We start from the raw sequence: 22,144 nt of genomic DNA on the forward strand, positions 1-22,144 counted from the left end.
CGACCGACGATGTCTCTCCCGGCGGGCGATCGCCGAGCACGTGGATCATCGATCGAGTTTGAGGAACAGGTCGCGGTCGGGGGCGAAGTTCGCGTACAGCGGCAGCAGCGCGCCGCCGATGGCGCGCGCATCGGCGCCGATCGCGCCGGCCAGCACCTTGGGGCGGGCCACGCCTTCCCAGCTGTAGCGGTCGAGCGCGCCGTCGACCGCCGCGAGCACCTCGGCGAGCATCTCGCGGCTGAACGACCCGTCGATGATCACCCCGTCGAGCTCGAGCAGCGCCGTCGCGCTGTGGATCGCCAGTGCGATCGCCGGGCTCATCTGCTGCATCCACGCGCGCGTGACCGGCAGCCATGGCGGCGCGACCGCGCGTGCGTCCGCCACGGCGCCGACATCGAGCCCCGCCTCCGTGTACAGCGCCTCCAGCGTGAAGAGCGACGCCATGCTCAGCAACTGGGGCGGCGGTGCGCCGTCGGCGCCGCCCAGGCCGAGCGACATCGACCCCACGGCGCCCGCGTTGCCGGCCCCGCCGCTGCGCAAGTGGCTGTCGATCACCAGCCCGCCGCCGATGAAGGTGTCGATGAAGACGTACAGGAAGCTGCGGATGCTGCGTCCGCGCCCGGCCACCAGTTCGGCGACGCAAGCGGCCGTCGTGTCCTTGACCAGCTCGACCGGCAGCTGAGTCATGGCCGCCACCCGCGCGCGGATGTCGATCGCAGTCCACTTGCCGGCCTGCTCCGGCGCCACGCCGAGCAGCGATTGCCAGCCGCCCAGCGACAGCGGGGCCGCGATGCCGATGCCATGCAGCAGCTGCGCGCGCTTGGGCCCGAGCGCCTTGCGCAGCGTCGCCAGGCGCGCACGGATCTCGTCGAACAGCGTGTCGGGGTCGGGGAACTCGTAGTCCAGCGTGAGGCGCTCGCGCACCTGGGCCGTGAAATCGACCAGCAGCACGTCGAGGCTGCGCCGGCCGATCTTGATGCCGATCGAGAAGGCGCCATCCGGGTTCAATGCCATCGGCACCGACGGCTGGCCGATCTTGCCGCGCACCGGTGCGTGCTTGAGCACCAGCCCGTCGGCTTCCAGCCGCGCGATGATGATCTGCACCGTCTGGGCCGTGAGGTTGGTCAGGCGCGCGATTTCGGCCTTCGGCAGCGCGCCATGCAGGCGGATCGCCTGCAGCACCACGCGCTCGTTGAACTGGCCCATGCCCACCTGGTTGGAGCCGCGCGGGCGCAGCCGAACTGCAGTCTCGCCACTGTTCATGGCGCGAGTTCGCGGTCGATCATGCCTTGGAGTGGCTCGGGGCCGAGCCATGGAGGGAGGTTCATTGGCATGTTGGAAAGTATCGGGCGCGGGTGTCAGTAGAGGGCTTCGGCGGGCAGCTCATCGGGACGCATCGCACCCGTCATCACCGCGACCGTGTCGCTCATGCTGATCTTCTTCGGATTGACGATGCAGGCGCGCTTGCCGAGCCGCGCGATGTGGATCCGATCGGCGATCTCGAACACATGCGGCATGTTGTGGCTGATCAGGATCACCGGCAGGCCCTTGTCGCGCACGCGCCGGATCAGCTCGAGCACCATGTTGCCCTCCTTCACGCCGAGCGCGGCGGTCGGCTCGTCGAGGATCACCACGTGCCGCGCGAAGGCCGCGCTGCGCGCCACCGCCACGCACTGGCGCTGCCCGCCGGAGAGGGTCTCGACGGCCTGCGTCATCGAGCGGATGCCGACCTTCAGGTCGTTCATCCGCGCGGTGCTTTCGTCGAGCATCTTCTTCTTGTCGATGATGCGCAGCAGGCGGGACAGGAAGCCGGTCTTGATGATCTCGCGGCCGAGAAAGAGGTTCTCCGCAATGGTCATCGCCGGCGCCACGGCCAGGTCCTGGTAGACGGTCTCGATGCCTTCGCGGCGGGCGTCGATCGGCGACTTGAAGTGGATGGTCTTGCCGTCGAGCTTGATCTCGCCTTCGTCCGGAATGGTGGCGCCCGACAGGGCCTTGATCAGCGACGACTTGCCGGCACCGTTGTCGCCGATCACCGCCATGATCTCGCCCGCGCGCAATTCGAAGTCGGCGCCGTCCAGTGCGATGACGTTGCCGTAGCGCTTGACCAGGCCGCGCGCTTCCATCACGAGCGGCGGCGTGCCTTGGGATGGCGTGTTCATCAGCGGGCTCCCTTGCGTGACAGCTGATCGGTCGTGACGGCGAGGATGACGAGCACGCCCGTGATCAGGACCTGGTAGACCGAGGACACGCCCATCAGCGTGAGTCCGTTGCGGAACACGCCGACGATCAGCGCGCCCAGCAGGGTGCCCAGGATGATGCCGCGGCCGCCGAACAGGCTGGTGCCGCCGAGCACAACCGCCGTGATGGCGTCGAGGTTCTCGGTCTGCCCCGCGTTCGGGTCGCCGACACCGGTGCGCGCCACTGAGAGCAGCGATGCGATGCCGTAGAACAGGCCCGCCGTCACATACACGCCCAGCAGCACCCGGTCGGTCGCAATGCCGGTCAGGCGCGTGGCCTCGGGGTTGTTGCCCACGGCATAGACGTGGCGGCCCGGTTGCGTGTCGCGCAGGCCCCACCACATGAGGACGTACATCGCGATCATGAGCAAGGTGCCGTAGTTGACGGCCGCGCCACCGAGCGAGATGGTGTTGCCGAAGAAAGTCATCGCCGGCGGCAGGTCGGTCACGGTCTGGGCACCCGAATACAGCTGCGTGATCGCGAACGCGATGTTCATCGTGCCCAGCGTCACGATGAACGGAGGCAGGCGGATGCGGGTCACGAGCAGCCCGTTGAGCAGGCCGAAGGCCATGCACGCGAGCAGCCCGCACAGGATCGCGAGGTACTCGTTCATGCCGCCGGCCACCGCCAGCTTGGTCATCACGATGCCGCCGAGCGCCATCACCATGCCGCAGCTGAGGTCGATGCCCGCCGTCAGGATGATCAGCGTCTGGCCGATCGCGATCGTGCCCACCACCATCACCTGCTGCAGGATCAGCGAGAAGTTCTGCACCGACAGGAAGCGGTCGCTCTGCGTCGTGAAGAAGACGACCGCCAGCAGCAGAGCGATCAGCGGGCCGAGCGTGGCGACGGGCGGAAGCCTGGAGGACTTGGTCGATGTCATGGCGTCTCCGGATCGTTCGGTGAACTCAGCAGCCGACATGAGTGCCCCCTACTTGTTGCCCCAGCAGAGATCGGTGCCGACCTTGGTGTCCTTGCTCTCCACACCGCCCATCGGCTTGTCGGTGATGAGCGTGACGCCGGTGTCGGTATAGCCCTTGACCTTCTTGCCGTCCTTGGCGTACTGGACGCCGGCCGCGACACCCATCGACGCCATCTTGAGCGGGTATTGCTGCGAGGTGGCCGCGATCACGCCGGCCTTGACGTTCTTCACGCCGGCGCAGCCGCCGTCCACCGAGACGATGACGACGCCCTTTTCCTTGCCCGCCGCCTTCAGCGCCTGGTAGGCGCCCGCCGCCGCGGGTTCGTTGATCGTGTAGACGACGTTGATGTCGGGGTTCTTCTGCAGGCAGTTTTCCATCGCGGTCTGGCCCTTGGCCTGGTCGCCGAAACTGTCGGCCATGCAGACGATCTCCGGGCTCTTCGAGAGCTCGTTGCTCTTCGCGTCGGCCGCCTGCAGCCCGAAGCCCGACATGAAGCCGTTGTGCCGCTGCGCGCCGACCGGGTGGCCCGGGAACAGGTCCAGCGTGGCGATCCTGGCCGGCTTGCCGGCCATGGCGGCCTTGGCGTACTGGCCGATGAGCTGGCCGGCCTTGTAGTTGTCGGTGGCGAACAGCGCGTCGGTGGCGTCGACCGGGTCGGCCGGGCTGTCGAGCGCGATGAACATCACGCCCTTTTCCTGCGCCTTCTTGATCGCCGGCACGATGGCCTTCGAATCGCTGGGCGTGATGAGAATGGTCTTGGCGCCACCGGCGATCATGTTCTCGATGGCCGTCACCTGACCGGCGTTGTCGCCATCGGTCTTGCCGGCTGCGCTGAGCAGCTTCGCGCCCTGCGCGGCGGCCGCGGCCTGCGCCCCTTCCTTCATCTTCACGAAGAAGGGGTTGGTGTCGGTCTTGGTGATCAGCCCGATCACCGGCGGGTCCGCCGCGTTCGAGATGCCTGCGGCACAGAGGCCCGCGGTGATGGTGAAAGCGATCCGAAGCTGTGTCTTCAACATGAGGCGTCTCCGTGTGCGTCGAGCGGTCGGCGAGCCGACTGCGGATTTTCTTGAGGCCGGCGCCGCGATGCGGGGATGCATGGCGGCGTGAGAAGAATTGTGGGCATGCCGACTTAATAAATCAATTAGATTTATTAGGTACTTTCCCGGGGTCTGGGCGTCCTGTTCGTGCGGCATGCTCGCCTCCCCGGCCGGCTGCAATCCTGTGCTCGCCAGCCATGAATCGATTGGGAGAATGCGATGTTCCTCGTCTGCGGAGAAGCGTTGATGGATGTGTTCGCCAGCGGCGACACGCCCACGGGAATGGCGTTCGATGCGCGTGTCGGCGGCTCACCCTTCAACGTCGCGGTGGGACTGGCGCGTCTGGGGCAGCCCGTGGCCTTCTTCAGCGCGTTGTCGCGCGGCTTTCTCGGCGAGCGCCTGATGCGCGCGCTGCAGGAAGAAGGCGTCGCCACCGCTTCGGTGGCGCGGGTCGACGCCCCCACGACCTTGGGACTGGTGGGGCTCGATGCGCAAGGCGTTCCCTCGTACGCCTTCTACGGCGAAGGCGGCGCCGACCGGCAGCTCGGAGTCGACACACTCACTTCGCTGCCCGCGGACATTCGCGCCGTCCAGATCGGCTCGTACGCCGCGGTGGTCGAGCCCGTTGCCTCCACGCTGCGCGCGCTGGTGGCGCGCGAGCACGCGCGCACGCCGATCTGCTACGACCCCAACATCCGGCTCAACGTCGAGCCCGACCTGGCACGCTGGCGCGACATGCTGCAGTGGATGCTGCCGCGCACGCACCTGCTCAAGATCAGCGAGGAGGACCTCTCGCTGCTGTCGCCCGGCACAGGCCTGCAGCAGTTCGCCGACGATGCGATGGCACGCGGCGTGGGCCTCGTCGTGGTCACGCGCGGCGGCGACGGCGCGGTGGCCTGGACGCGGTCCGGCTCGGTGAGCGTGCCCGCGGTCGCGCTGCCGGTGGTGGACACCGTCGGTGCCGGCGACACCTTCCAGGCGGCGCTGTTGACCTGGCTGGCCGAACACGACAGCCTGTCGATCGGCGCCATCGCCACGTTGTCCGTCGCCCGCCTGCGCATGGCCCTGCAATTCGCCGTCGCCGCGGCAGCCATCACGTGTTCGCGCCGGGGTGCGGACCTGCCGCGGCGCAGCGAGCTCCAGCCCTGAGCGGACTGCAGCCCGTCAGCGCACCAGCAGCACCGGCACCGCGCAGCGCGCCAGCACCTTGGTGGCGACCGAGCCGAGCACCAGGTTCGCCAGGGCGCCCTGGCCATGCGACCCCATGACCAGCAGGTCGAACTTGCCCGACTCGGCGTACGACGCGATCTCCTCCGCCGGATGTCCCACCTTGTGTACGAACCTGGCTTCGATTCCCTCCGCCGCCAGGCGCGCACGCACGGGGTCGAGCACGACCCGGGCATCGTCGTCGTAGTAGCCATGGACGATGTCCGGTCCCGCGAACGCCGCCGCCCGGTGAGGGACCGGAAGGACCGCATGGAACACCGTGAAGTCATGGCCTGCGCCCCAGAACTCCTTGTGCGCGCCCAGGCAGGAGAGCATTCGCTTCGTGTAGTCGCTGCCGTCGACGGCAAGAAGAATCTTCATGGTGTTCTCCTGTCAAGAGTTCTGGAAGGGTTCGATGTTCGTCGAGGCGCCATCCGCATGGCTTGCGCCAGGTCAAGGGCGCAATGCGCCGTCAATCCGAAGCCGGTCACCGCGGTTACCGGGCCCGGGCGAGCCAGCGGTCAAGGAGCGACGCGACATCCAGTGGCTCTTCGGTGGCGACATCCAGCGTCATCGCCCGCTCCTCGCCATCCAGCGCCTCGTGGGTGGCCAACTGCCGCTCCAGCACCGCCAGGTTCGCCTCCGACGCATCGGTACCGCTGGCCCGGCGCGCCACCACCCGCTGGCGCAGCTGCGCTTCGGTGGCCTGGCAGTGAAGGATCGAGAAAGGCACGCGCAGTTCGACCGCCAGCGCCCGGAACGCCATCCGTTCGTCTCGCCGCAGGAAGGCCGCGTCGACGATCACCGGATAGCCGGCCTCCAGTGCCGTGCGCGCGCAGGCCGCCAGCCGCTCGAAGGTCCGTCGGGTGGCTTCGGGGGTGTAGATGTCCACCGCCTGCTCGGTCGATCGCTGCAGGGGTGCCAGGCCGAAGAGCCGCTTGCGCTCGACGTCGGAGCGGATCCGGATCGCGCCCGCGACCGCCAGCAGCTCCGCCGCGATCGTGGATTTCCCCGCGCCGGACAGCCCGTGCGTGATCATCAGGCGGGGCGCCGCAGCCGCGTCGCGCGCCGCAAGCGCCTCGGCGCAGGCGAGATAGTCGGGATCGACCGGCTGCGGGCTTGCGCCGACCGACCGCGCACGCAGGCAGGCCACCATCGCGCGCACCAGCGCCCGATACACCTCGTACACGCGCAAGACCTGCACGCCGGCATAGTCGCCGCTGTGCTGCAGATAGGCGTCGAGAAAGCGGTGCGCGAGGTCGCTGCGCCCGTGCGCCTTCAGGTCCATGGTGAGGAAGGCCGCGTCGCTCATCACATCGATCCAGCGCAGCGCAGGATCGAACTCGAGGCAGTCGAACGCGGTCAGTTCAGCCCCCATGAGCACCACATTGGCCAGATGAAGGTCGCCATGGCATTCGCGCACCGCGTCCTCTCGTTGTCGTCCGATCCATGCCGTGCGAAGCCCCGCGCTCCGCTCGGCCACCCAGGTCCGCAGGGCCTGCAGCCGATCGGCGCCGTATTCGGCCTGCAGGTTCGCCAGCGCGTCGGTCATCGGGCGCAGCACCTGCTCCGGCGCGCCGAACTCCGAGAAGAGCGGCGCGGGCTGCGCTTGCCCATGGAATGCCGCCAACTGCTGCGCGAAACGCACGAGATGCTCCGTCCTCAACCGCCCCGCCAGCAGCAGATTGCGCAGCAGCGCTTCCTCCGGAAAGCGCCGCATGCAGACGGCGAAGTCGATGGCGTCGTCGCCGCCCAGGTGTGGCGCCTCCGCCGAGCCGCACACCGGCACCACTTCGAGGTAGATCGAGGGCGCCAGTCGGCGGTTGAGCCGGAGTTCCTCCTCGCAGAAGTGCTTGCGCGCCGCCAGCGTGCCGAAGTCGACGAAGGACAGGCGAACCGGCTTCTTCAGCTTGTAGGCAAGTTGATCGGTCAGCAGCACCCAGGAGATATGGGTCTCGATCAGCGCGACCGCCTGCCCGGTTTCAGAGCGCAGGTGCTCACGCAGCGCCGTCACCAGCGTGCGATCCGCCCGTGGCATCGCCATCAACGGCGCCCGCCTCCGGCTGGCGTCAGCACCACTGGTGGACCGGGGGGCAACTTGAATCCGTAGAAGCGCTCGTTGAGGTGTGACGTGACTGCAATGATGTCCTCGTCGCTCCAGTTCAGCGAACCTGCGGCTTGCCAGCGCGCCACTTGCGCCTGGAGACTGTTCCAGTCGACGGCCAATCTCCGGTCCCGCCAATGCACCTGCGTCGTGTGGCAGGCGATGCAATGCGTCGCGTACAAGAGTTCTCCGCGCGATTGAGCACCCGCCGGGGTACCGAACAGGACCGCGCCGACCAGAACGCATGCCGCCAGTGGGTGGGTTGACATGGTGTCGCTCCTCGCTTTCAACAGGGCAGGACCGAGAATCGCACACGTGAGGGCTTGCAGCTTGACGCAGCGCAATCGGCACGCAACTCTCTGCTGAATCGCCGCCGATGCTGGCGGGCTTGCGCGCGATCAAGTTCTTGCATGCCCATCGGGCTTAAGGTCATGCTGTTCCCTGGCCGCTTCCGTCTTCGGCGGGATCGCCGATCGGCTCGACAGAAGGGTTCGCGGCTCATCCGTCGGAGAGCAACCATGACATCGAAGAGTCTTCTCGCCGTGTGGATCCTCGTCTTGAGCGCGTCGGCATACGCGACGGACAACACCCCACCCGATCCATTGAATCCGTCACCGACGCCCTCCCAGAAAGCCAGGGACGCCGCGGCCAAGGCAGCTCACGAGGCACAGATCGCCGCGCAAAACGCGGCCGATGCGGCCAAGGCGGCAACCGAGCAGGGCAAGATGGACGCCGGAAAGATCTCCAAGGCCATCGCGGAAGGCATCCGGCGCGCAGCGCAGAAGGCCGCCGAGTCGGCGAACCGCTTCCAGGAGAAGGCCACCGCTTCAGCCGGGAAGGCCCTCGACGCCGCCGAGAAAGCCGTGCGCGAGGCGGAGGAAGAAAGCAGGAAGGCATCGGCGGCGACCAAGGAAGCACTCGACCTGGCCGAAGAAGCGGCGAGAAAGGTGATGGCGTCAAGCAAGGAGGAAGCAGAAAAGGCCGCGCAGTCGACGCGCGACGCATTGCAGAAAGCCGAGGAGGCCACGCGTGCCGCCGCGCTGTCCGCGAGGGATGCCGCGCGGGAGACGGTGGAGGCCGCCAAAGGGTCCAGGTCCACCCCTGCGCAGCCCGCGGGCAAATGACCCGAACGAAGGACCGTGCTTGCAGTCGACTCAATGCGACATCAGCACCGGCAGCGTCATGGATTGGAGGATCGATCGCGTGGCACCGCCCCATACCCATTCGCGCGCGCGACTGTGGCCGTAGCACCCCATCACGAGCAAGTCGGCGCTCATGTCCGCGGCCGTCGACAGAAGCTTCTCGCCGGCATCACCCCCTTCCGGGCCGCCCGGCCGCACGGAGACGCTCACGCCCTGCCGCCTCAGATAGTCCTGCAGGCTCTGCAAGGATGCGCCCGCCGCTTCGCCGTAGCTGACCGCATGCACCGACTCCGCCTGCCTCATCCAGGGCAGCGCCGCCGACACCGCGCGCGCGGCCTCGCGCGATTCCTTCCAGGCCACCAGCACGGTGCGCCCGATGGGGGCGATCGGCCCCGTGTAAGGCAGCACCAACGCGGGCCGGCCGCTCTCGACGAGCACGCTCGGCAGGAAGTCGGCCGGCAGTTCGGCGGCGGCGGGGTCGTCAGCGTCGCGCTGGCCCAGGATCAACAGGTCGGCATACAGGGCGCGCCGGGCGAAGCCCCAGGGCGCATCGCTCATCGGCTCGGCCCAGCGCAGGCGCGGCGAGCCGCCCCCGGCTGCCATGAAAGCCGCATAGGCCTTGTCCCGGCATTCCTGGTCGAGCTCCAGCATGATCGCCACGGCTTCTGCCGCTCCTTCCACCGCATAGGGAAAGCGCATGAGCGCTGACAGCGTGCATGGCAAGCCCGTGACTTCGGCATCGAAGGCCTCGGCCAGTTGCCGGGCGACCTTGACGCGCTCCGCGGTGCGAGCTGAACCGTCCAGGTGAAGCAGGATCGTCTTCGGTGCTTGCATGGGAACTCCTTCGAAATCCAAGTGTGGGATGCAGGCAACTTAGCGCAATCGGCACCGCCTCGCCTTGCGCGGCGTCAAATCACGACGCCTATCCCGCCTGAACTACCGGCGAAGCGCGCGGTCTGAGGCGCGGACGACCGCTTGATCCAGCGCAAGCCCGGCCGCGCTGTTGTTCCTAAAGTAGGCCTATGGGCGCCACGCGCGCGAATCCGGGCGCGGCGACAGCTTCCGCTTCGACCGACCAAGGAAAGGACCCCCTCATGAAATCCGATGCAATGCTGCGAAGCGACATCGTCGCCGAGCTGAACTTCGACCCCGCCATCACGACCGCCGCCACCGACATCGGCATCATCGTCAAGGACGGCGTGGTCACCCTGACCGGCCATCCCGCCAGTCACGCCGAGAAGCACGCCATCGAGCGCGCGGCGCAGCGCGTCAGGGGCGTGAAGGCGCTCGCCATCGAAATGTCGGTCAAGCTTGCGCCCAACTTCGAGCGCACCGACGCCGACATCGCCCTGGCGGCGGAGCGTGCGCTCGAATGGAACGTGCTCGTGCCCGACGAGGCGATCCGTCCGATGGTGGAAAACGGCTGGCTCACGCTCAGCGGTCGGGTCGAATGGGAATACCAGCGCAGGGCCGCCGAAGTCGCCGTGCGCGACCTGCTGGGTGTCAAGGGCGTCACCGACCTGGTCGAGGTGAAGGCAAGGTTCTCGCCGGTCGATATCGAGAAGAAGATCAAGGAGGCCCTGCACCGGCAAGCCGACCGTGATTCAGAGCACATCGAGGTCATCGTCAACGGCGGCCAGGTCACCCTGCGAGGCAGGGTCCGGTCCTGGGCCGAGCGCAAGGCCGCGCAGGGTGCCGCCTGGTCGGCGCCGGGCGTCGCGAGCGTGGTGAACAACCTCCTTGTCGAACCCTGACCATGCGAGTCGCACGGGTCGCTCCCTGCCTCTTCGGATTCTCCGGAGCCCCACATGAGATCGAATGACGGACGGGGGCTGGCAACGATGCAGGCGATGGTCCTTCAGGCCGCCGGCCACCCGCTGCGGATGGAGCAACGCCCGCTCCCGGAGCCTGCCGCCGGTGAGCTGCGTCTTCGGGTGCTGGCCTGCGCGGTCTGCCGCACCGACCTGCACGTGGTCGATGGCGACCTGCCGCTGCCCCTGCTGCCCATCGTGCCGGGCCACGAGATCGTCGGCGAAGTGGAGGCGCTCGGCGCGGGCGTCCGGGGGCATCGCATCGGCGACCGGGTCGGCGTGCCGTGGCTTGGCCACAGCTGCGGGCACTGCGCCTATTGTGCCGCCGGCCGGGAGAACCTTTGCGACACGCCGCGCTTTACCGGCTATCACCGCGACGGCGGTTTCGCAAGCCACGTCGTCGCCGAGGCCGAATTCTGTCTGCCGCTAGGCGGCCTGAACCAGGAGCCGGCCCGGATCGCGCCCTTGCTTTGCGCCGGCCTGATCGGGTGGCGCAGCCTGAAGGCGGCAGGCAATGACGCGCGGCACCTGGGGATCTACGGATTCGGAGCCGCCGCGCACCTGATCGCCCAGGTGGCTGCCGCGCAGGGCCGGCAGGTCTACGCATTCACGCGCCCTGGCGACACATCAGGCCAGGCCTTCGCGAGAACCCTCGGCGCCGCCTGGGCCGGAGGCTCGGACGAAATGCCGGCCCCGCCGCTGGACGCCGCGATCATCTTCGCTCCCGCCGGCGAGTTGGTGCCGCTGGCCTTGCAAGCCGTGCGCAAAGGCGGGCGCGTGGTCTGCGGCGGTATTCACATGAGCGACATTCCCTCGTTCCCGTACCGCTTGCTGTGGGAGGAACGACGGCTCGTGTCGGTGGCCAATCTGACACGCAGCGATGCGCGTGAGTTTCTCGCGCTGGTGCAGTCGCATCCGCCGCAGGTCCACGTCACGACCTACCCGCTGGCGCAGGCCAACGAGGCAATGGCTGACCTGCGGGCCGGCCGCGTGCAGGGTGCCGCGGTGCTGCTCCCCCCAGCGTGACGAATACGACCGCGATCACCGCGATTTGACGGCCGTCAAACCGGGGCAGTCCGAGGGCGGCGAAGATCACCAAGCCCCATCCAACGAACACCTCCCATGACCCCTCTCACTGAATCGGACCGCAAGGCTCTGACCCTGCAACTCGACGGCCTGAAGCGCCGCGTGCTCGACGAGCTTCACAGTGCCTCAGGGCATGCCGGGTCCGGCACGCCCGCCACCGACCATGAGGTCCACAGCCATGCCGACGACGCCGAGGCCGAGCGACTGGACGACGTGCATTTCGCCGAGATCGAGGTCGATCGTGCGAGGCTGCATGACATCGAGCTGGCGCAGCAGCGCATGGTCGACGGCCTCTACGGCATCTGCGCCGACTGCGGCGAGGGGATTCCGCGCGAGCGACTCCTGGCCCAGCCCACGGCCATCCGTTGCGCCGCTTGCCAGACCGAGGCTGAAAGCCGGCATCGCCGCTGAGGGCGCCCGCCCCGACGGCGTGACGTTGCGACACAGCCGGAACTGGGAATAACATGCACCGGTGACCACCCCCACCCACCTCGCGGTCCTCGACGACGAAGCGGACATCACGCAGCTGCTCGCCAGCTACCTCGGGGCCCAAGGCTTTCGCGTCAGCCAGGTTCATTCCGGCGCCGCGCTCATGGCGCTGATGTCGCGCGATGCGCCGGCGCTCGTCCTGCTCGACCTGGGCTTGCCCGGCGAAGATGGCTTCGCGATCGCGCGCCAACTGCGCGAGCACTGGCGGTGCGGGTTGGTGATCGTCACGGGTCGCGGCGACCCGGTGGACAAGGTGGTCGGCCTCGAGGTCGGGGCCGACGACTATGTGACCAAGCCTTTCGATCTGCGCGAACTGGTCGCGCGCATCAGGGCCGTGCTGCGCCGCCTGGCACCTGCGGGGCAGCTCGCACCGGTAAACGCCAACGCCGAGGCCGCAACGCGGCTGCGCTTCGCGCAATGGGAGCTCGACACGGCCGCCCGGCGCCTGCTGGATTCGAGCCGGCAGGAAGTGGCCCTGACCTCAGGAGAATTCGACCTGCTGAACACGCTGGCCACGCATCCGGGCCGGGTGCTGTCGCGGGACTTCCTGCTCGAACACACACGAGGCCGAGACGGTGGCCCCTTCGACCGAACCATCGATGTCCAGATCGGGCGATTGCGCCGAAAGATCGAGGCCGACCCCGACCATCCCCAGATCATCAAATCGGTCCGTGGCGCTGGCTACATCCTGGTTCCCAAGGTCGAGGCGGGCTGACCGTGGGCGTATCCGCTGTTCCGGGGTTCGACGACGAAGCCGTGTTTCGCTCGCTTTTCATGGCCTACCCGGACGCGCTCCTCCTGGTGGATCGGCAAGGACTGATCGGTCTTGCGAATCCCGCCGCGCTGGAGCTTCTGGGCTACGCAAAGGAAGAACTAGTGGGGCTGTGCGTGGACGAACTGGTCCCGGATGCCATCCGGCCGCGCCATTCGACCTATCGCAACGCCTATGCCGACCATCCCCGCGCACGCCCGATGGGCATGCAGATGGACCTGGTGGCCAAGCGGCGCGACGGCAGCGAAGTGATGGTCGAGATCGCACTGAGTCCGCTGCAGAATCACGGCCTGCCCTACGTGGTCGCCGCGATCCGCGCGGTGGGCGCGTATCCCCGCGTGAAGCAGGCCCTGCAGCGTGCCCGCTACGCCGAATACCTCGCGCAGTTCGGGCGCCATGCAGTGGATGCCCGCGACTCGAAGGCACTCCTGCCGCTCGTGCCGGAAATCGCGGCGGAAGCCTTGCAAGTCGAGATGGCCAAGATCCTGCTGCTGGAGCCGAGCGGCCTTGCGTTCCGCATCGTCGCCGGCGTGGGCCTTCTGCCAGAGGAAACGATCGGCCATCGGATCCCGAACGAGCCCGGTTCCCCGTCCGGCTACGTGGTGGCTCGGGGCCAGCCGGTGCTGATCGGCGACTATGCGCAGGAGGCGCGCTTTGCGATTCCGTCCCACTACCTCAAGGCCGGCATGGTCTGCGAACTCTCCGTGCCGCTGGCGGACCGGGGCCGCGCCATCGGAACGCTGGCGGTTCGTTCGCGCACCCCGCAACGCTTCGGCGATGACGAGGTGCGCTTCCTGGAGTCCCTGTCGAGCATGCTTGCCACCGTGCTGCAGCGCGAGAGCAGCGAGGAAGCGCTCAACCATGCCCAGCGGCTCGAGAGCGTCGGCCAATTGACGGGCGGCGTCGCGCACGATTTCAACAACCTGCTGACCGTGATCTCGGGCAACCTGCAGGTGCTCGCAGAGGCCCCCGCGTACGCCGCCGATCCCTTCGTGCAGCAACTCGTCGGCGCTGCCGCGCGCGCCACCCGCCGCGGCGCCGAACTGACGAGTAAGCTGCTTGCATTCTCGCGACGCCAGGTCCTTCAACCTGCGATCGTCGACATCGCCGCGCTGCTGCGGTCGCTGACCGACATGCTGAGGCGCACGCTCGACCAGCGCATCGTCATCACGCTCGACACCGAAGATGCACTCTGCATGGCGGATCCGGTCCAGCTCGAATCTGCGCTGCTGAACGTGGCCATCAATGCACGCGACGCGATGCCGCAGGGGGGCACGCTGTCGTTCACCTGCGGCACGGTGCCTGCATTGCCGGATGAACTGAATGCTCCACAGGACCGATCCGCCGAGGAAGGCTACGTGTCGATTGCCATTTCGGACACCGGCGAAGGCATGTCCGAGAGCGTCAAGCTGCGCGCTTTCGAGCCCTTCTTCACCACCAAGGACAGCGGCCGCGGCACCGGCCTCGGCCTGTCCACCGTCTACGGCTTCGCCAAGCAGTCGCGTGGTGCCGTCAGCCTGGCGAGTGCCACCGGCGCGGGGACGACCGTCACGATCTTCCTGCCGCGCGTCGAGGGAGGCCGGGCGACCGACGAGAAGCTCGGGACCGCGACGAGTGAAGTGCCCCCGGGACTGCGCGTCCTGTTGGTGGAGGACGATGCGGAGGTTCGCGGCGTGGTCCAGAAGTTCCTGGCCTCGATGGCCTGCGAGGTCACCGCCTGCGCCGACGGCGAGGAAGCCTTGCGCGTGCTTGCATCGGATCCGTCCATCGGCCTGTTGCTCACCGACATCCTGCTCGGCGCGGGCCTGCGGGGCACCCAGCTGGCGGATGCCGCACACGCGCTGTGGCCCGGCCTTCCGGTGCTGCTGATGTCCGGCTACTCCGGAGAGCTGCTCGGCGAGTTCCACGTCCGGGACCTGCTGCGCAAACCCTTCACGCAAGCGGACCTCGAGCAGGCCATTGCGCGGGTGCTCGACGGCGCTCAGTGAAGAGCGCCGGCCATCGGCACGGCCGTGCGCTGGATGAAGGCCGTGAGTGCCTCCACCTGCGGAATGTGGATGTCGCGCCGGCCCTTCTCGGTGAACCGGATCACGTCCCCCCGCGCCAGCCGTGACAGCGCCCGGCTCACGGTCTCCAGCGTCATCCCGAGGTAGTTGCCGATTTCGGCACGCGTCATGCGCAGCGTGATCTGGTCAGTGCGCAGGCCCCGCTGCGCCAGCGCATCGGCCCAGTAGCGAAGGAAGCCCGCGACGCGCGCATCGGCGGGCAGCGTGCACAAGGACAGCATCGAATCGTGATCGCGGGTGAGTTCACGGCTCATGGCCTCGTGCAGCGCGGTCAGCAGCGCCGGTGCGCGCACGGCCGCCTGGATCAGCGTCTCGTATCGGATGGCCCAGATCTCCCCGGTGTCCATCGCCACCGCGTCGCACGCGTAGTGGGCCGTCGCAATGCCGTCGAGGCCGAGCCAGTCGCCCCTGAAGTACAGACCGACCACCTGTTCGCGCCCTTCCCCGGACAGGTTGACCATCTTGAAGTAGCCGGAATTCACGACATAGAGGCACCCGAACTCCTGGCCCACCTGGTACACCGTGTCGCCGGCACGGACGATGCGCCGGTGGATCGGAAAACTGTCCTGGAGCAGTTGCAGCGTGTCGGCGATGCGCCGAACGACAGACCCTGTGCACTTCGGAAAGCTCGCTTCAGTCATCACCGGCTCCTTGCAGATCGATGGGCAAAGCTTAGGAAGCGTGTGCAACAGAAGCGCCAATGCCATGGTGTCCTCGGTAACAGCAGGTGAATGCTTTGTGTCCGAACGGTATCGGCAAGGCGCGCAGCGAGATGTTGATGGCCGTCAATGCCGCAACGGGCAAACGTCATACCGTCACCGTTGTGAAAGACATTCACTCCTTTCCCTCCCGCAGCTTGTCGATCGATGAGCCGCTGCTCGCAGGAAGAATCGCGGCCCTCTTCGCCGCCGCCCGGCGCCTGCGAGCGGATGCGCATTCGGGGGCGGTCGGCAAGACCTTGCGCGGCAAGAACCTGGCATTGCTTCAGACCGTGCCCCCGGGACGCGAGACTTCGCCCCTTCATCGCGCCGCCCAGGATCTCGGCGTCCGGGTCGCCGAGGTGCGTTTCGAGACCGGCGGGCCGACCCAGCCCGACATCGGCACTCTCGCCCGCCTCCTGGGGCGCATGTATGACGCCATCGACTGCGGAGCGCTGCCACCGCCCACGGTGCAAAGGATCGAACTGGAGGCCGGCGTTCCCGTCTATGCCGGACTGGGCCTGGACGATCACCCTGCCAGGGTGCTGGCCGATCTCATGACACTTTGCGAGCATGGCTCGCCGCCGGTGCCACCGGGGACCATCCTGTTCCTCGGAGACTCGCAGACGGGGCGCAGCCGCGCCTTCCTGTCGGCCGCGCGGGAGATGGGCTTTGCGCTGCACGTGGCCGAGCCCGGGGGTTCGGCGTCGAACGAGGCGACTTTCGTGGTCGACGCCATGCACTCCCCGCATTGGTCGCTGCATGGGTCAGGCCACCCGATCGACGAGGCCCGGCGATCGGAAAACCATCGTTGCGTGATGCAAATCGTGCTGCTCGACACCATGGCCCAGGCCTGACCCGCGCTCAGGGCGGAGCCGCAACGACGCGCAACACCTTGCCGCTGCGTCCGGCGCGGCCGGGCTCGCCGCTGCGGCAATGGACGTGCACGTCCACGGCACCCTGGGATTCGAGGAATTCGCCAAGCACCCGCTGCGCCCGCTGCAGCGCGAGTTCGGCCTCCCTGCCGCGCAGGCCGGTGCGCAGCAGCAACTCGCAGGGGCCCTCCTGCACCAGCTGAAAGTCGAACAGGCCGGCATCCTCTTCGAGCTTCGTGCTCAGTGCCAGGGGAAGCACACTGACCGAACCCGACCCGGCGCGGCCCAGATGCAGCGTGTCCTCGCTGCGGCCCTGGACTTCGATGACGGGCAGGCAGGAGCCGCATCTGCATGCCCGTGCCTGCACGGTGACGCGGTCGCCCAGGTCGTAGCGGATCAAGGGCTGCACATGGTTCGCCAGGTTGGTGAGCAGCGTCGTCGCACCCGCCTCGCCGGGCGCGGCAGCGCGGCCCTGCGCGTCCACCGGCTCGAGGATCACCCAGTCGCTGTTGAGATGCAGGCGGCCGTGTTCGCACTCGGACGCCAGCGACAGGAACTCCGAGGCGCCGTAGCTGTTGACCACGGGGCAGTCGAAAGCCCGCTGCACGAATTCGCGCTTGGCCGCCGACAGGTCTTCACCGCCGGTCCAGACTTCGTGCGGTGACTGTCGCAGCCGTCCGTCCATGCGTGCTTCGGCCAGCAGCACCGCGGCGCTCGGATAGGTCGCGATCACCGTCGGGGCAAAGGCGTTCAGTTCCGCCACCATGCCCTTGGCGGGCTGCAGGAACGAGATGCCGCGCAGGCGGCTCGACAACGCCGGGTTGAGCCGCCGCAGGCGCTCGATCGAGACCGTGCTGGCGAAGTGCCCGCCGGTCGCACCGACGAAGGCGATGCGCTCGCCCAGGCCCCAGGGGTCCAGCAGCCGCTGCATCGGACGCAGCACGGGCCGCCGCAGGGCCTCCAGTGCATCGTAGACCGCCATCGCCTTCGCATCCTGCACGAAGATGCCGGGCTCGCCGCTGCTGCCCGAGCTCTCCCACACCGTGTAGCGTCCGAGGAAGGGCTCGGCGATGCGCCGGCGATCAGCCACGAAGCGGCGCAGTCCGTCCAGCCGAAGACGGGCGTCCGTCACCCATTCATCGAAATGCAGCATCAGCTCGGTCTTGTGCGCGACCGGCAGATCCTCCAGGCGCAGGCTGCCGAGGTCGCGGCCCTTGAGCAGGCGCCGGTACAGCGGCGAACGCAGCGTCGCCGCTGCAAGCAGTTCACCGAGGCGTCGTGCCCGCCGGGCTTTCATTGCGTCGGCAGGCGCGTGCGAGACCAGCGCGACGTCGGCCGCCACGGTGCCGGACAACCAGAGATCGAGCGGGGGCGATGGGACCGTGTTCATGACATCCTTGCGGGACGCAGCAGCGCCGCCAGGTCCACGCCCATGGCACGGGTCAGCGCGACGGTTCCGTCGAGATCAAGCCCCGTGTCGGCGCACGGATGCTGGCAGCTGCCGATGCCGGCTGTGCCGCCGAGGAATTGAATGCGCAATCGTCTCTCCTTGGGGATCGGAGCCTGGCAGTCGGCGGGCATCTCGACCTGACGGTCATCAAGGACGCGCGGCTTCGCGCCTTGCAGGGTGTTTCCTGCGCCGAAGGCCGGTCGGATCCGACCCTCCTGTGTACGCCTGCGGACACGGTCGCGCAACTGATTTCCGAGGGGCGGCTGCGCCTGCTGGCCGACGGGCTATCGAACAAGGAACTGAGCCGCAACCTGTTCATCAGCGCGCACCTTCCCCAAAGGGCAGTAGACGGCGAGCTCGGGCGCGCTCAAAGTACTTGGGGACCGATGAGCATCAGCACCCTGCCTATGCAGCGGTCGTCGATGAGGACCAAAGCCTTTACCCATCACTCGCGTCAGCCTCGCGGCAGGAGACGGCGCGATGGACTCGGTCGAGGATCTGCAAAGCGGACTTCAAAAGGGCCTCTCAGGCAGGCTCCCTGGGTCCCAACCCGTTCTGGAGAATTTGAATGAACCTCAACCTGAAAAGAACCGGTCATCGGCTGGGCTATGCCTTGCTGGCGGCCTCGACACTGCTGGCATCCCATCGCATTGCACTGGCCCAAGAGACATCGGCGCCGGTCGCAGCACCCGCGAAGGCGTTCAAGGACGAGCGCGCCCTCCGTCTGCTCAAGGCCATGAGTGACACGCTGGCCGGGGCGAAAACCCTTGGATTCAAGGTCCGCGGCATCGTCCCGATGCCCTCTCCGACCGGGCAGTACGTCAGCCTGTTCGCTTCTTCGCGCGTGGTGATGCAGCGGCCCGACAAGCTGTTCGTGGCGGCGCGCGGAGACCTGTTCCCGAGCGACATCGTCTACGACGGCAAGACGGTGACCGCCATCGGCGTGGACCGCAAGTTCTATGCGCAACGCGAGGCAGCGGGCGGCGCCATCGAATCGCTCATGAAGAGCGAGCTGCCGGGGTCCGACGCCACGACGCCGTTTCTGGATCTTCTCGTTCCGGACCCCTATGCGTTCTTGACGAAGGATCTTTCCAGCGCGATCTGGGTCGGTCAGTCGACCGTCGGCGGCGTCAAGACGGATCACCTGGCGTTCACTGCCGAGGGACTGGACTGGGAAATATGGATCGGCGCCATCGACAAGCTGCCGCGCCTGATGGTCATTTCCTACCGCAGCGGCGATCGTCAACCGACGTTCACCGTGGAGTTCTCTGACTGGAAGCTCGGCGCACCCGTGGCGTCGCAGACCTTCAACGCGTCCATCCCCAAGGGTTCGGTGAAGCTCGAGTTCAAGCAGATCGAACAAGTCAAGTGATCACGCAAAGGACCATGTGATGAAGCAAATCAAGACACTCGCCATCAGCGTCGCGATCGTGACCGGCACGCTCGCTCCCTTGTCTGCTGCGAATGCATGGGTCGCCGCTGCGGGCGGCTGGCGCGGCGGCGCTGTTGCGGTCGGTGGCGTGCACCGTCCCTACTATCACCCCTACTACCGTCCCCCCGGCTGCTACGGCTGCGGTGCTGCCGCCGGTGCGGTCGCCGGCATGGCGGTGGGCGCCGCGATCGCGACCGCGGCGCGCCCCGCCACGGTCGTGGTCCAACAGCCAGCGGCCATCGTCGTCCAGCAGCCCGCCTATGGGGTCCACCCCAACTTGCCGATCGGCACTCAGATGGCCAACGTGCCCGGTGGGGCGAAGGACATGGTCGTGAACGGCACCCACTACTACCAGGCCGGTCCGAATTGGTACAAGCCCTATTTCGGGTCCAGCGGCGTCTACTACGAAGTCGTGCCTGCACCTTAGGGCCGGCCCGACCTGGCAGTGCGGGTTCGGGCGCCGCGTCAAGTCGTCCGTCGTCGAAGAACTATTTCTTGGCCAGTGCCGCGGGATCCACGGAGAGAGCCAGCGCCTCGGCGTACACGGCATGGATCTGGTCGCCCACCCTGATCAGCCTCATTTGGCCGGGGTCGCGTACCTTCAGATCGACGACTTGCTTCTGTCCGCGCAGCGTGACCGTCTTTGCCCGGGCATTGACGGCGATCACGTCGGCGGTGACTTCGACCTGCTGCGCGACCGTTCCTGCCGGCCAATCGCCTGCCGCGGCTCGCGCGGCGTCCTCGGTCCGGACGCTGCTGAGAAGTTCCTTGCCGTCCTTCCTGAGTGTGAGCGACAGCGCGTCCAGATAACGCACCGTGACGCGGTCTCCGACCTTGACTTGCGCGAGGTTGCGTACATCGGGACCGGCCGTCAGGGGGAGCACCCTGCCCTTGCGGCCCTTGAGCACAACCCGACGCTGCATCAGATCGACTGCCTCGACAGTGCCGGTGATCTTCGTGGCGCGGGCGAGCGTCGCCTTGCCTGACATCGGTTCCGCCATCGCCACGGTAAGGGCGACTTGCTTCTGCTGTGCGGGAGCAGGCATCGAGAGTGCGCTCAGCAGCCAGGCGATGAGGAGATTCCGTTGATGGTTCAAGCTGAAGTTCAGTGTGAGAATCGGCGGTGAAAACGGCAACAGCCCAGACCGTTCATCAACGAAAGATCGCGTCGAAATGAAATCCTGGATCGGCTCCGGCAAGTGGCGTCACAGAACCCTCGACCAGGCCGCGCAACTCGGCATCAGCAGCTGCTGCCAAGCTCGGTCTTGCTCTTGCGCAGCGGCTTGATGTCGCGGGCCATCAGCGGCGCGACCACCCGGCGGGTGAACGTGCGCATGTCGGCGTCGGTGTCGTCGCCGTTCCATGAGACCTCGAAGGACAGCTCGCCGCGCGGCAGACTCCAGCGTTCGATCTTGATGTGGTCTGCCTCGATGCGCAGGACCTGGCTGCTACAGCCGAAAGGCTTTGCCGCGAACCGGACCGGCAGCACGTTCGCGAGCGAGCCGCCGGCATCGCAACTGCGCGAATAGCTCTTCTGCGGCAGGCCTTCGGCCGTGAAGCCGATGTCGATCTCGGTCTTGTGCTTCGTGTACGGCTCGAACGGGCAGCGCCAGGCGGCGAGCGGGCCGCTGGCCGGGAACGGTACGTCGCTTCGCAGCTTGTACATGGCCTCGGTCCGCGGTCCGAAGCTGCGTTCCCGCGCGATGGCGCGGGTGCCCGGCGGCAGGTCGGTCGGCTGCACCACCGAGAAGTAGCGCACCGTGAACGCCTTCCGCTTGCCGTGCGAGAGATCGAGCAAGGCCACGACCTCCTCCATGCTTCGCGGACCGCCTTCCGATGGGTCCCAGCGGACCGCGAACTCGGCACCGTCGGCGGCGAGGGCCGCATGTGCCAGCAGCGGCCATGCCGCCGCGGCGACCAGTGTCCGGGCGAAGCTTGCAGACGTCGCCGCCATTCAGTGCTTCTTTCCCTTGTGCTTCTTCGGCTTGTCCGCCACGGGCCCGCCGCCGACGTCGTTGAGCACCAGCTTGCTCGGATCGAGCTGGCGCTTCTGCAGGTCATGGAGAAGGCCGGCGTCGCTGAGGTCGATCTTGTGCGAGGACGCCCAGTCGCGACGCGCAGTGTCCTCGAGGCGCTGCACCGTACCGGAATGGTCGCTCTCGATCGCCAGTTCGCGCCGGCCGTCGAAGCTGCCCGGCGCCAGGTTGATCGAGCCGACGATCGCGCGTTCACCATCGGCCAGCATCATCTTGGCGTGCAGTTTCAGGTGCTTCATGGTGTGCACCTTGGCGCCGACGTCCTGCAGGATGCGCAGCCCGCCCACCCCTTCGATCAGCTTCTCGGCCTTGAGCGAGTGCGGCGGCTTGGTCAGGATGTGGACCTTGACGCCGCGGGTCGCTGCCCGCACCAGGCGCTCGATGATCACGGTGTCCTGGTAGCGCTCGTTCTGCACCCACAGCGAGTGCTGCGCGCCGTCGATGAAGGCGGCCACGCGCTGGCGGCCGTTGTCGGGGCACCAGATCAGCCGCGACTCGGGATGCGGCGTGAAGTCCTCGTGGGCCCAGTCGGCCTCGAAGCAGTCCACCATCTCGCGCGTCTCGAGGTCGTGCGTGGTGACGACCGCGTAGTCGCGCGTCACGGTCAGGTCCTTGGGCTCCCAGTTCAGCGATTCGACGAAACCGGCCTGGTCGTCCACGACCATCGACTTCTGGTGTGTCAGGTCGAACTTCGGATTGCTGTCGCGCACCTCGATGCCGGCGTCGGTCAGCGCCTGGCGCGACGCCTCGTTCTCGGCCTCGCCGGTGCGCCGCGC

The 22,144-nt window shown here is 67.6% G+C and carries 23 protein-coding genes and 3 pseudogenes; 11 read left to right on the forward strand and 15 right to left on the reverse strand.

All coding sequences use genetic code 11. The features are described 5' to 3' along the window. Positions 1-45: 45 nt before the first annotated feature. The 4 genes from AC1D2O_RS30615 to AC1D2O_RS30630 all read right to left on the reverse strand — a co-directional run bounded on the left by AC1D2O_RS30615 (position 46) and on the right by AC1D2O_RS30630 (position 4,180). Complete coding sequence (locus AC1D2O_RS30615) at positions 46-1,263, reverse strand: ROK family transcriptional regulator (RefSeq protein WP_478091292.1); 1,218 nt, start codon at positions 1,261-1,263, stop codon at positions 46-48. 95 nt (positions 1,264-1,358) lie between these two features. Then, positions 1,359-2,162, reverse strand: coding sequence for an ATP-binding cassette domain-containing protein (locus AC1D2O_RS30620; RefSeq protein WP_478091293.1), 804 nt, complete (start codon positions 2,160-2,162; stop codon positions 1,359-1,361). Then, on the reverse strand, positions 2,162-3,124 hold the full coding sequence (locus tag AC1D2O_RS30625; RefSeq protein WP_478158421.1) for an ABC transporter permease: 963 nt from the start codon (positions 3,122-3,124) through the stop codon (positions 2,162-2,164). The genes AC1D2O_RS30620 and AC1D2O_RS30625 overlap by 1 nt, the downstream gene beginning before the upstream one ends. Positions 3,125-3,172: 48 nt before the next feature. After that, positions 3,173-4,180: a substrate-binding domain-containing protein gene (locus AC1D2O_RS30630; protein ID WP_478158422.1), complete on the reverse strand. Its 1,008-nt coding sequence runs from the start codon at positions 4,178-4,180 to the stop codon at positions 3,173-3,175. Between the two features lie 240 nt (positions 4,181-4,420). Here AC1D2O_RS30630 and AC1D2O_RS30635 point away from each other — a divergent pair, with 240 nt between their 5' ends. Further along, on the forward strand, positions 4,421-5,350 hold the full coding sequence (locus tag AC1D2O_RS30635) for a carbohydrate kinase family protein (RefSeq protein WP_478089141.1): 930 nt from the start codon (positions 4,421-4,423) through the stop codon (positions 5,348-5,350). A 15-nt stretch (positions 5,351-5,365) separates the two neighbouring features. Here the strand turns inward: AC1D2O_RS30635 and AC1D2O_RS30640 are convergent, their stop codons facing one another. The 3 genes from AC1D2O_RS30640 to AC1D2O_RS30650 all read right to left on the reverse strand — a co-directional run bounded on the left by AC1D2O_RS30640 (position 5,366) and on the right by AC1D2O_RS30650 (position 7,780). Continuing rightward, complete coding sequence (locus tag AC1D2O_RS30640) at positions 5,366-5,788, reverse strand: universal stress protein (RefSeq protein ID WP_478089140.1); 423 nt, start codon at positions 5,786-5,788, stop codon at positions 5,366-5,368. A 115-nt stretch (positions 5,789-5,903) separates the two neighbouring features. Then, complete coding sequence (locus AC1D2O_RS30645) at positions 5,904-7,451, reverse strand: bifunctional aminoglycoside phosphotransferase/ATP-binding protein (RefSeq protein WP_478089139.1); 1,548 nt, start codon at positions 7,449-7,451, stop codon at positions 5,904-5,906. Continuing rightward, the gene (locus AC1D2O_RS30650) at positions 7,451-7,780 is read right to left on the reverse strand and encodes a cytochrome C (RefSeq protein ID WP_478089138.1); all 330 of its coding nucleotides are present in this window, start codon (positions 7,778-7,780) and stop codon (positions 7,451-7,453) included. Before AC1D2O_RS30650 ends, AC1D2O_RS30645 begins: the two co-directional genes overlap by 1 nt. Before the next feature lie 249 nt (positions 7,781-8,029). On the opposite strand from AC1D2O_RS30650, the gene AC1D2O_RS30655 reads away from it, so the two are divergent. Then, positions 8,030-8,635 (forward strand): hypothetical protein, encoded by a 606-nt coding sequence (locus AC1D2O_RS30655; protein WP_478089137.1) that lies wholly within the window; start codon positions 8,030-8,032, stop codon positions 8,633-8,635. Positions 8,636-8,665: 30 nt separating this feature from the next. Here AC1D2O_RS30655 and AC1D2O_RS30660 read toward each other — a convergent pair whose 3' ends face one another. Next, a complete protein-coding gene (locus AC1D2O_RS30660) occupies positions 8,666-9,487 on the reverse strand; it encodes a universal stress protein (protein ID WP_478089136.1) in 822 nt (273 codons plus the stop codon). A gap of 275 nt (positions 9,488-9,762) precedes the next feature. Here AC1D2O_RS30660 and AC1D2O_RS30665 point away from each other — a divergent pair. Further along, positions 9,763-10,128, forward strand: a pseudogene (locus AC1D2O_RS30665) (BON domain-containing protein); the annotation flags it as partial. On the opposite strand, the pseudogene AC1D2O_RS30670 reads toward AC1D2O_RS30665, so the two are convergent. Beyond that, positions 10,060-10,239 (reverse strand): annotated as a pseudogene (locus AC1D2O_RS30670) (hypothetical protein); the annotation flags it as partial. The pseudogenes AC1D2O_RS30665 and AC1D2O_RS30670 overlap by 69 nt on opposite strands. On the opposite strand from AC1D2O_RS30670, the pseudogene AC1D2O_RS30675 reads away from it, so the two are divergent. The 5 genes and pseudogenes from AC1D2O_RS30675 to AC1D2O_RS30695 form a co-directional block, all read left to right on the forward strand. Then, positions 10,219-10,407 (forward strand): annotated as a pseudogene (locus tag AC1D2O_RS30675) (BON domain-containing protein); the annotation flags it as partial. The pseudogenes AC1D2O_RS30670 and AC1D2O_RS30675 overlap by 21 nt on opposite strands. A gap of 87 nt (positions 10,408-10,494) precedes the next feature. After that, on the forward strand, positions 10,495-11,490 hold the full coding sequence (locus tag AC1D2O_RS30680) for a zinc-dependent alcohol dehydrogenase family protein (protein ID WP_478089142.1): 996 nt from the start codon (positions 10,495-10,497) through the stop codon (positions 11,488-11,490). A 96-nt stretch (positions 11,491-11,586) separates the two neighbouring features. Then, the gene (locus AC1D2O_RS30685; RefSeq protein ID WP_478089135.1) at positions 11,587-11,961 is read left to right on the forward strand and encodes a TraR/DksA family transcriptional regulator; all 375 of its coding nucleotides are present in this window, start codon (positions 11,587-11,589) and stop codon (positions 11,959-11,961) included. 61 nt (positions 11,962-12,022) lie between these two features. After that, positions 12,023-12,754, forward strand: coding sequence for a winged helix-turn-helix domain-containing protein (locus AC1D2O_RS30690; RefSeq protein WP_478089134.1), 732 nt, complete (start codon positions 12,023-12,025; stop codon positions 12,752-12,754). A 41-nt stretch (positions 12,755-12,795) separates the two neighbouring features. Then, positions 12,796-14,799, forward strand: coding sequence for a PAS domain S-box protein (locus AC1D2O_RS30695; protein ID WP_478089133.1), 2,004 nt, complete (start codon positions 12,796-12,798; stop codon positions 14,797-14,799). Here the strand turns inward: AC1D2O_RS30695 and AC1D2O_RS30700 are convergent. Then, positions 14,793-15,518 (reverse strand): Crp/Fnr family transcriptional regulator, encoded by a 726-nt coding sequence (locus AC1D2O_RS30700; protein ID WP_478089132.1) that lies wholly within the window; start codon positions 15,516-15,518, stop codon positions 14,793-14,795. The genes AC1D2O_RS30695 and AC1D2O_RS30700 overlap by 7 nt on opposite strands. 137 nt (positions 15,519-15,655) lie before the next feature. On the opposite strand from AC1D2O_RS30700, the gene AC1D2O_RS30705 reads away from it, so the two are divergent. Then, complete coding sequence (locus AC1D2O_RS30705; protein ID WP_478158423.1) at positions 15,656-16,432, forward strand: Rossmann-fold NAD(P)-binding domain-containing protein; 777 nt, start codon at positions 15,656-15,658, stop codon at positions 16,430-16,432. 7 nt (positions 16,433-16,439) lie between these two features. On the opposite strand, the gene AC1D2O_RS30710 is transcribed toward AC1D2O_RS30705, so the two are convergent. Then, positions 16,440-17,840 carry a phenylacetate--CoA ligase family protein gene (locus tag AC1D2O_RS30710; protein WP_478089130.1) on the reverse strand — a complete coding sequence of 467 codons (1,401 nt, stop codon included), beginning with the start codon at positions 17,838-17,840 and terminating at the stop codon, positions 16,440-16,442. Further along, the gene (locus tag AC1D2O_RS30715) at positions 17,837-17,989 is read right to left on the reverse strand and encodes a hypothetical protein (RefSeq protein WP_478089129.1); all 153 of its coding nucleotides are present in this window, start codon (positions 17,987-17,989) and stop codon (positions 17,837-17,839) included. Before AC1D2O_RS30715 ends, AC1D2O_RS30710 begins: the two co-directional genes overlap by 4 nt. Positions 17,990-18,468: 479 nt before the next feature. On the opposite strand from AC1D2O_RS30715, the gene AC1D2O_RS30720 reads away from it, so the two are divergent. Together AC1D2O_RS30720 and AC1D2O_RS30725 are read left to right on the forward strand one after the other, a co-directional pair. Further along, a complete protein-coding gene (locus AC1D2O_RS30720; protein ID WP_478089128.1) occupies positions 18,469-19,272 on the forward strand; it encodes a DUF2092 domain-containing protein in 804 nt (267 codons plus the stop codon). Between the two features lie 19 nt (positions 19,273-19,291). Beyond that, on the forward strand, positions 19,292-19,759 hold the full coding sequence (locus tag AC1D2O_RS30725; protein ID WP_478089127.1) for a hypothetical protein: 468 nt from the start codon (positions 19,292-19,294) through the stop codon (positions 19,757-19,759). Positions 19,760-19,820: 61 nt separating this feature from the next. Here AC1D2O_RS30725 and AC1D2O_RS30730 read toward each other — a convergent pair whose 3' ends face one another. From AC1D2O_RS30730 to AC1D2O_RS30740, 3 genes are all read right to left on the reverse strand, one after another. After that, complete coding sequence (locus AC1D2O_RS30730; protein WP_478158424.1) at positions 19,821-20,531, reverse strand: hypothetical protein; 711 nt, start codon at positions 20,529-20,531, stop codon at positions 19,821-19,823. 41 nt (positions 20,532-20,572) lie between these two features. Then, positions 20,573-21,286, reverse strand: a complete 714-nt coding sequence (locus AC1D2O_RS30735; RefSeq protein WP_478089125.1) for a hypothetical protein — start codon at positions 21,284-21,286, stop codon at positions 20,573-20,575. After that, on the reverse strand, positions 21,287-22,144 hold an 858-nt coding region (locus tag AC1D2O_RS30740), incomplete at its 5' end, for a phospholipase D-like domain-containing protein (protein WP_478158425.1).

The organism is Variovorax sp. P1_G12, assembly GCF_056405555.1.

Coding starts and splice junctions, on each gene's coding strand:
- AC1D2O_RS30725 (WP_478089127.1), top strand. CDS start 19,292: ATGAAGCAAATCAAGACACTCGCCATCAGCGTCGCGATCGTGACCGGC.
- AC1D2O_RS30680 (WP_478089142.1), top strand. CDS start 10,495: ATGCAGGCGATGGTCCTTCAGGCCGCCGGCCACCCGCTGCGGATGGAG.
- AC1D2O_RS30650 (WP_478089138.1), bottom strand. CDS start 7,780: ATGTCAACCCACCCACTGGCGGCATGCGTTCTGGTCGGCGCGGTCCTG.
- AC1D2O_RS30615 (WP_478091292.1), bottom strand. CDS start 1,263: ATGAACAGTGGCGAGACTGCAGTTCGGCTGCGCCCGCGCGGCTCCAAC.
- AC1D2O_RS30635 (WP_478089141.1), top strand. CDS start 4,421: ATGTTCCTCGTCTGCGGAGAAGCGTTGATGGATGTGTTCGCCAGCGGC.
- AC1D2O_RS30705 (WP_478158423.1), top strand. CDS start 15,656: ATGGCCGTCAATGCCGCAACGGGCAAACGTCATACCGTCACCGTTGTG.
- AC1D2O_RS30655 (WP_478089137.1), top strand. CDS start 8,030: ATGACATCGAAGAGTCTTCTCGCCGTGTGGATCCTCGTCTTGAGCGCG.
- AC1D2O_RS30620 (WP_478091293.1), bottom strand. CDS start 2,162: ATGAACACGCCATCCCAAGGCACGCCGCCGCTCGTGATGGAAGCGCGC.
- AC1D2O_RS30625 (WP_478158421.1), bottom strand. CDS start 3,124: ATGACATCGACCAAGTCCTCCAGGCTTCCGCCCGTCGCCACGCTCGGC.
- AC1D2O_RS30640 (WP_478089140.1), bottom strand. CDS start 5,788: ATGAAGATTCTTCTTGCCGTCGACGGCAGCGACTACACGAAGCGAATG.
- AC1D2O_RS30630 (WP_478158422.1), bottom strand. CDS start 4,180: ATGTTGAAGACACAGCTTCGGATCGCTTTCACCATCACCGCGGGCCTC.
- AC1D2O_RS30685 (WP_478089135.1), top strand. CDS start 11,587: ATGACCCCTCTCACTGAATCGGACCGCAAGGCTCTGACCCTGCAACTC.
- AC1D2O_RS30660 (WP_478089136.1), bottom strand. CDS start 9,487: ATGCAAGCACCGAAGACGATCCTGCTTCACCTGGACGGTTCAGCTCGC.
- AC1D2O_RS30710 (WP_478089130.1), bottom strand. CDS start 17,840: ATGAACACGGTCCCATCGCCCCCGCTCGATCTCTGGTTGTCCGGCACC.
- AC1D2O_RS30735 (WP_478089125.1), bottom strand. CDS start 21,286: ATGGCGGCGACGTCTGCAAGCTTCGCCCGGACACTGGTCGCCGCGGCG.
- AC1D2O_RS30645 (WP_478089139.1), bottom strand. CDS start 7,451: ATGGCGATGCCACGGGCGGATCGCACGCTGGTGACGGCGCTGCGTGAG.
- AC1D2O_RS30720 (WP_478089128.1), top strand. CDS start 18,469: ATGAACCTCAACCTGAAAAGAACCGGTCATCGGCTGGGCTATGCCTTG.
- AC1D2O_RS30700 (WP_478089132.1), bottom strand. CDS start 15,518: ATGACTGAAGCGAGCTTTCCGAAGTGCACAGGGTCTGTCGTTCGGCGC.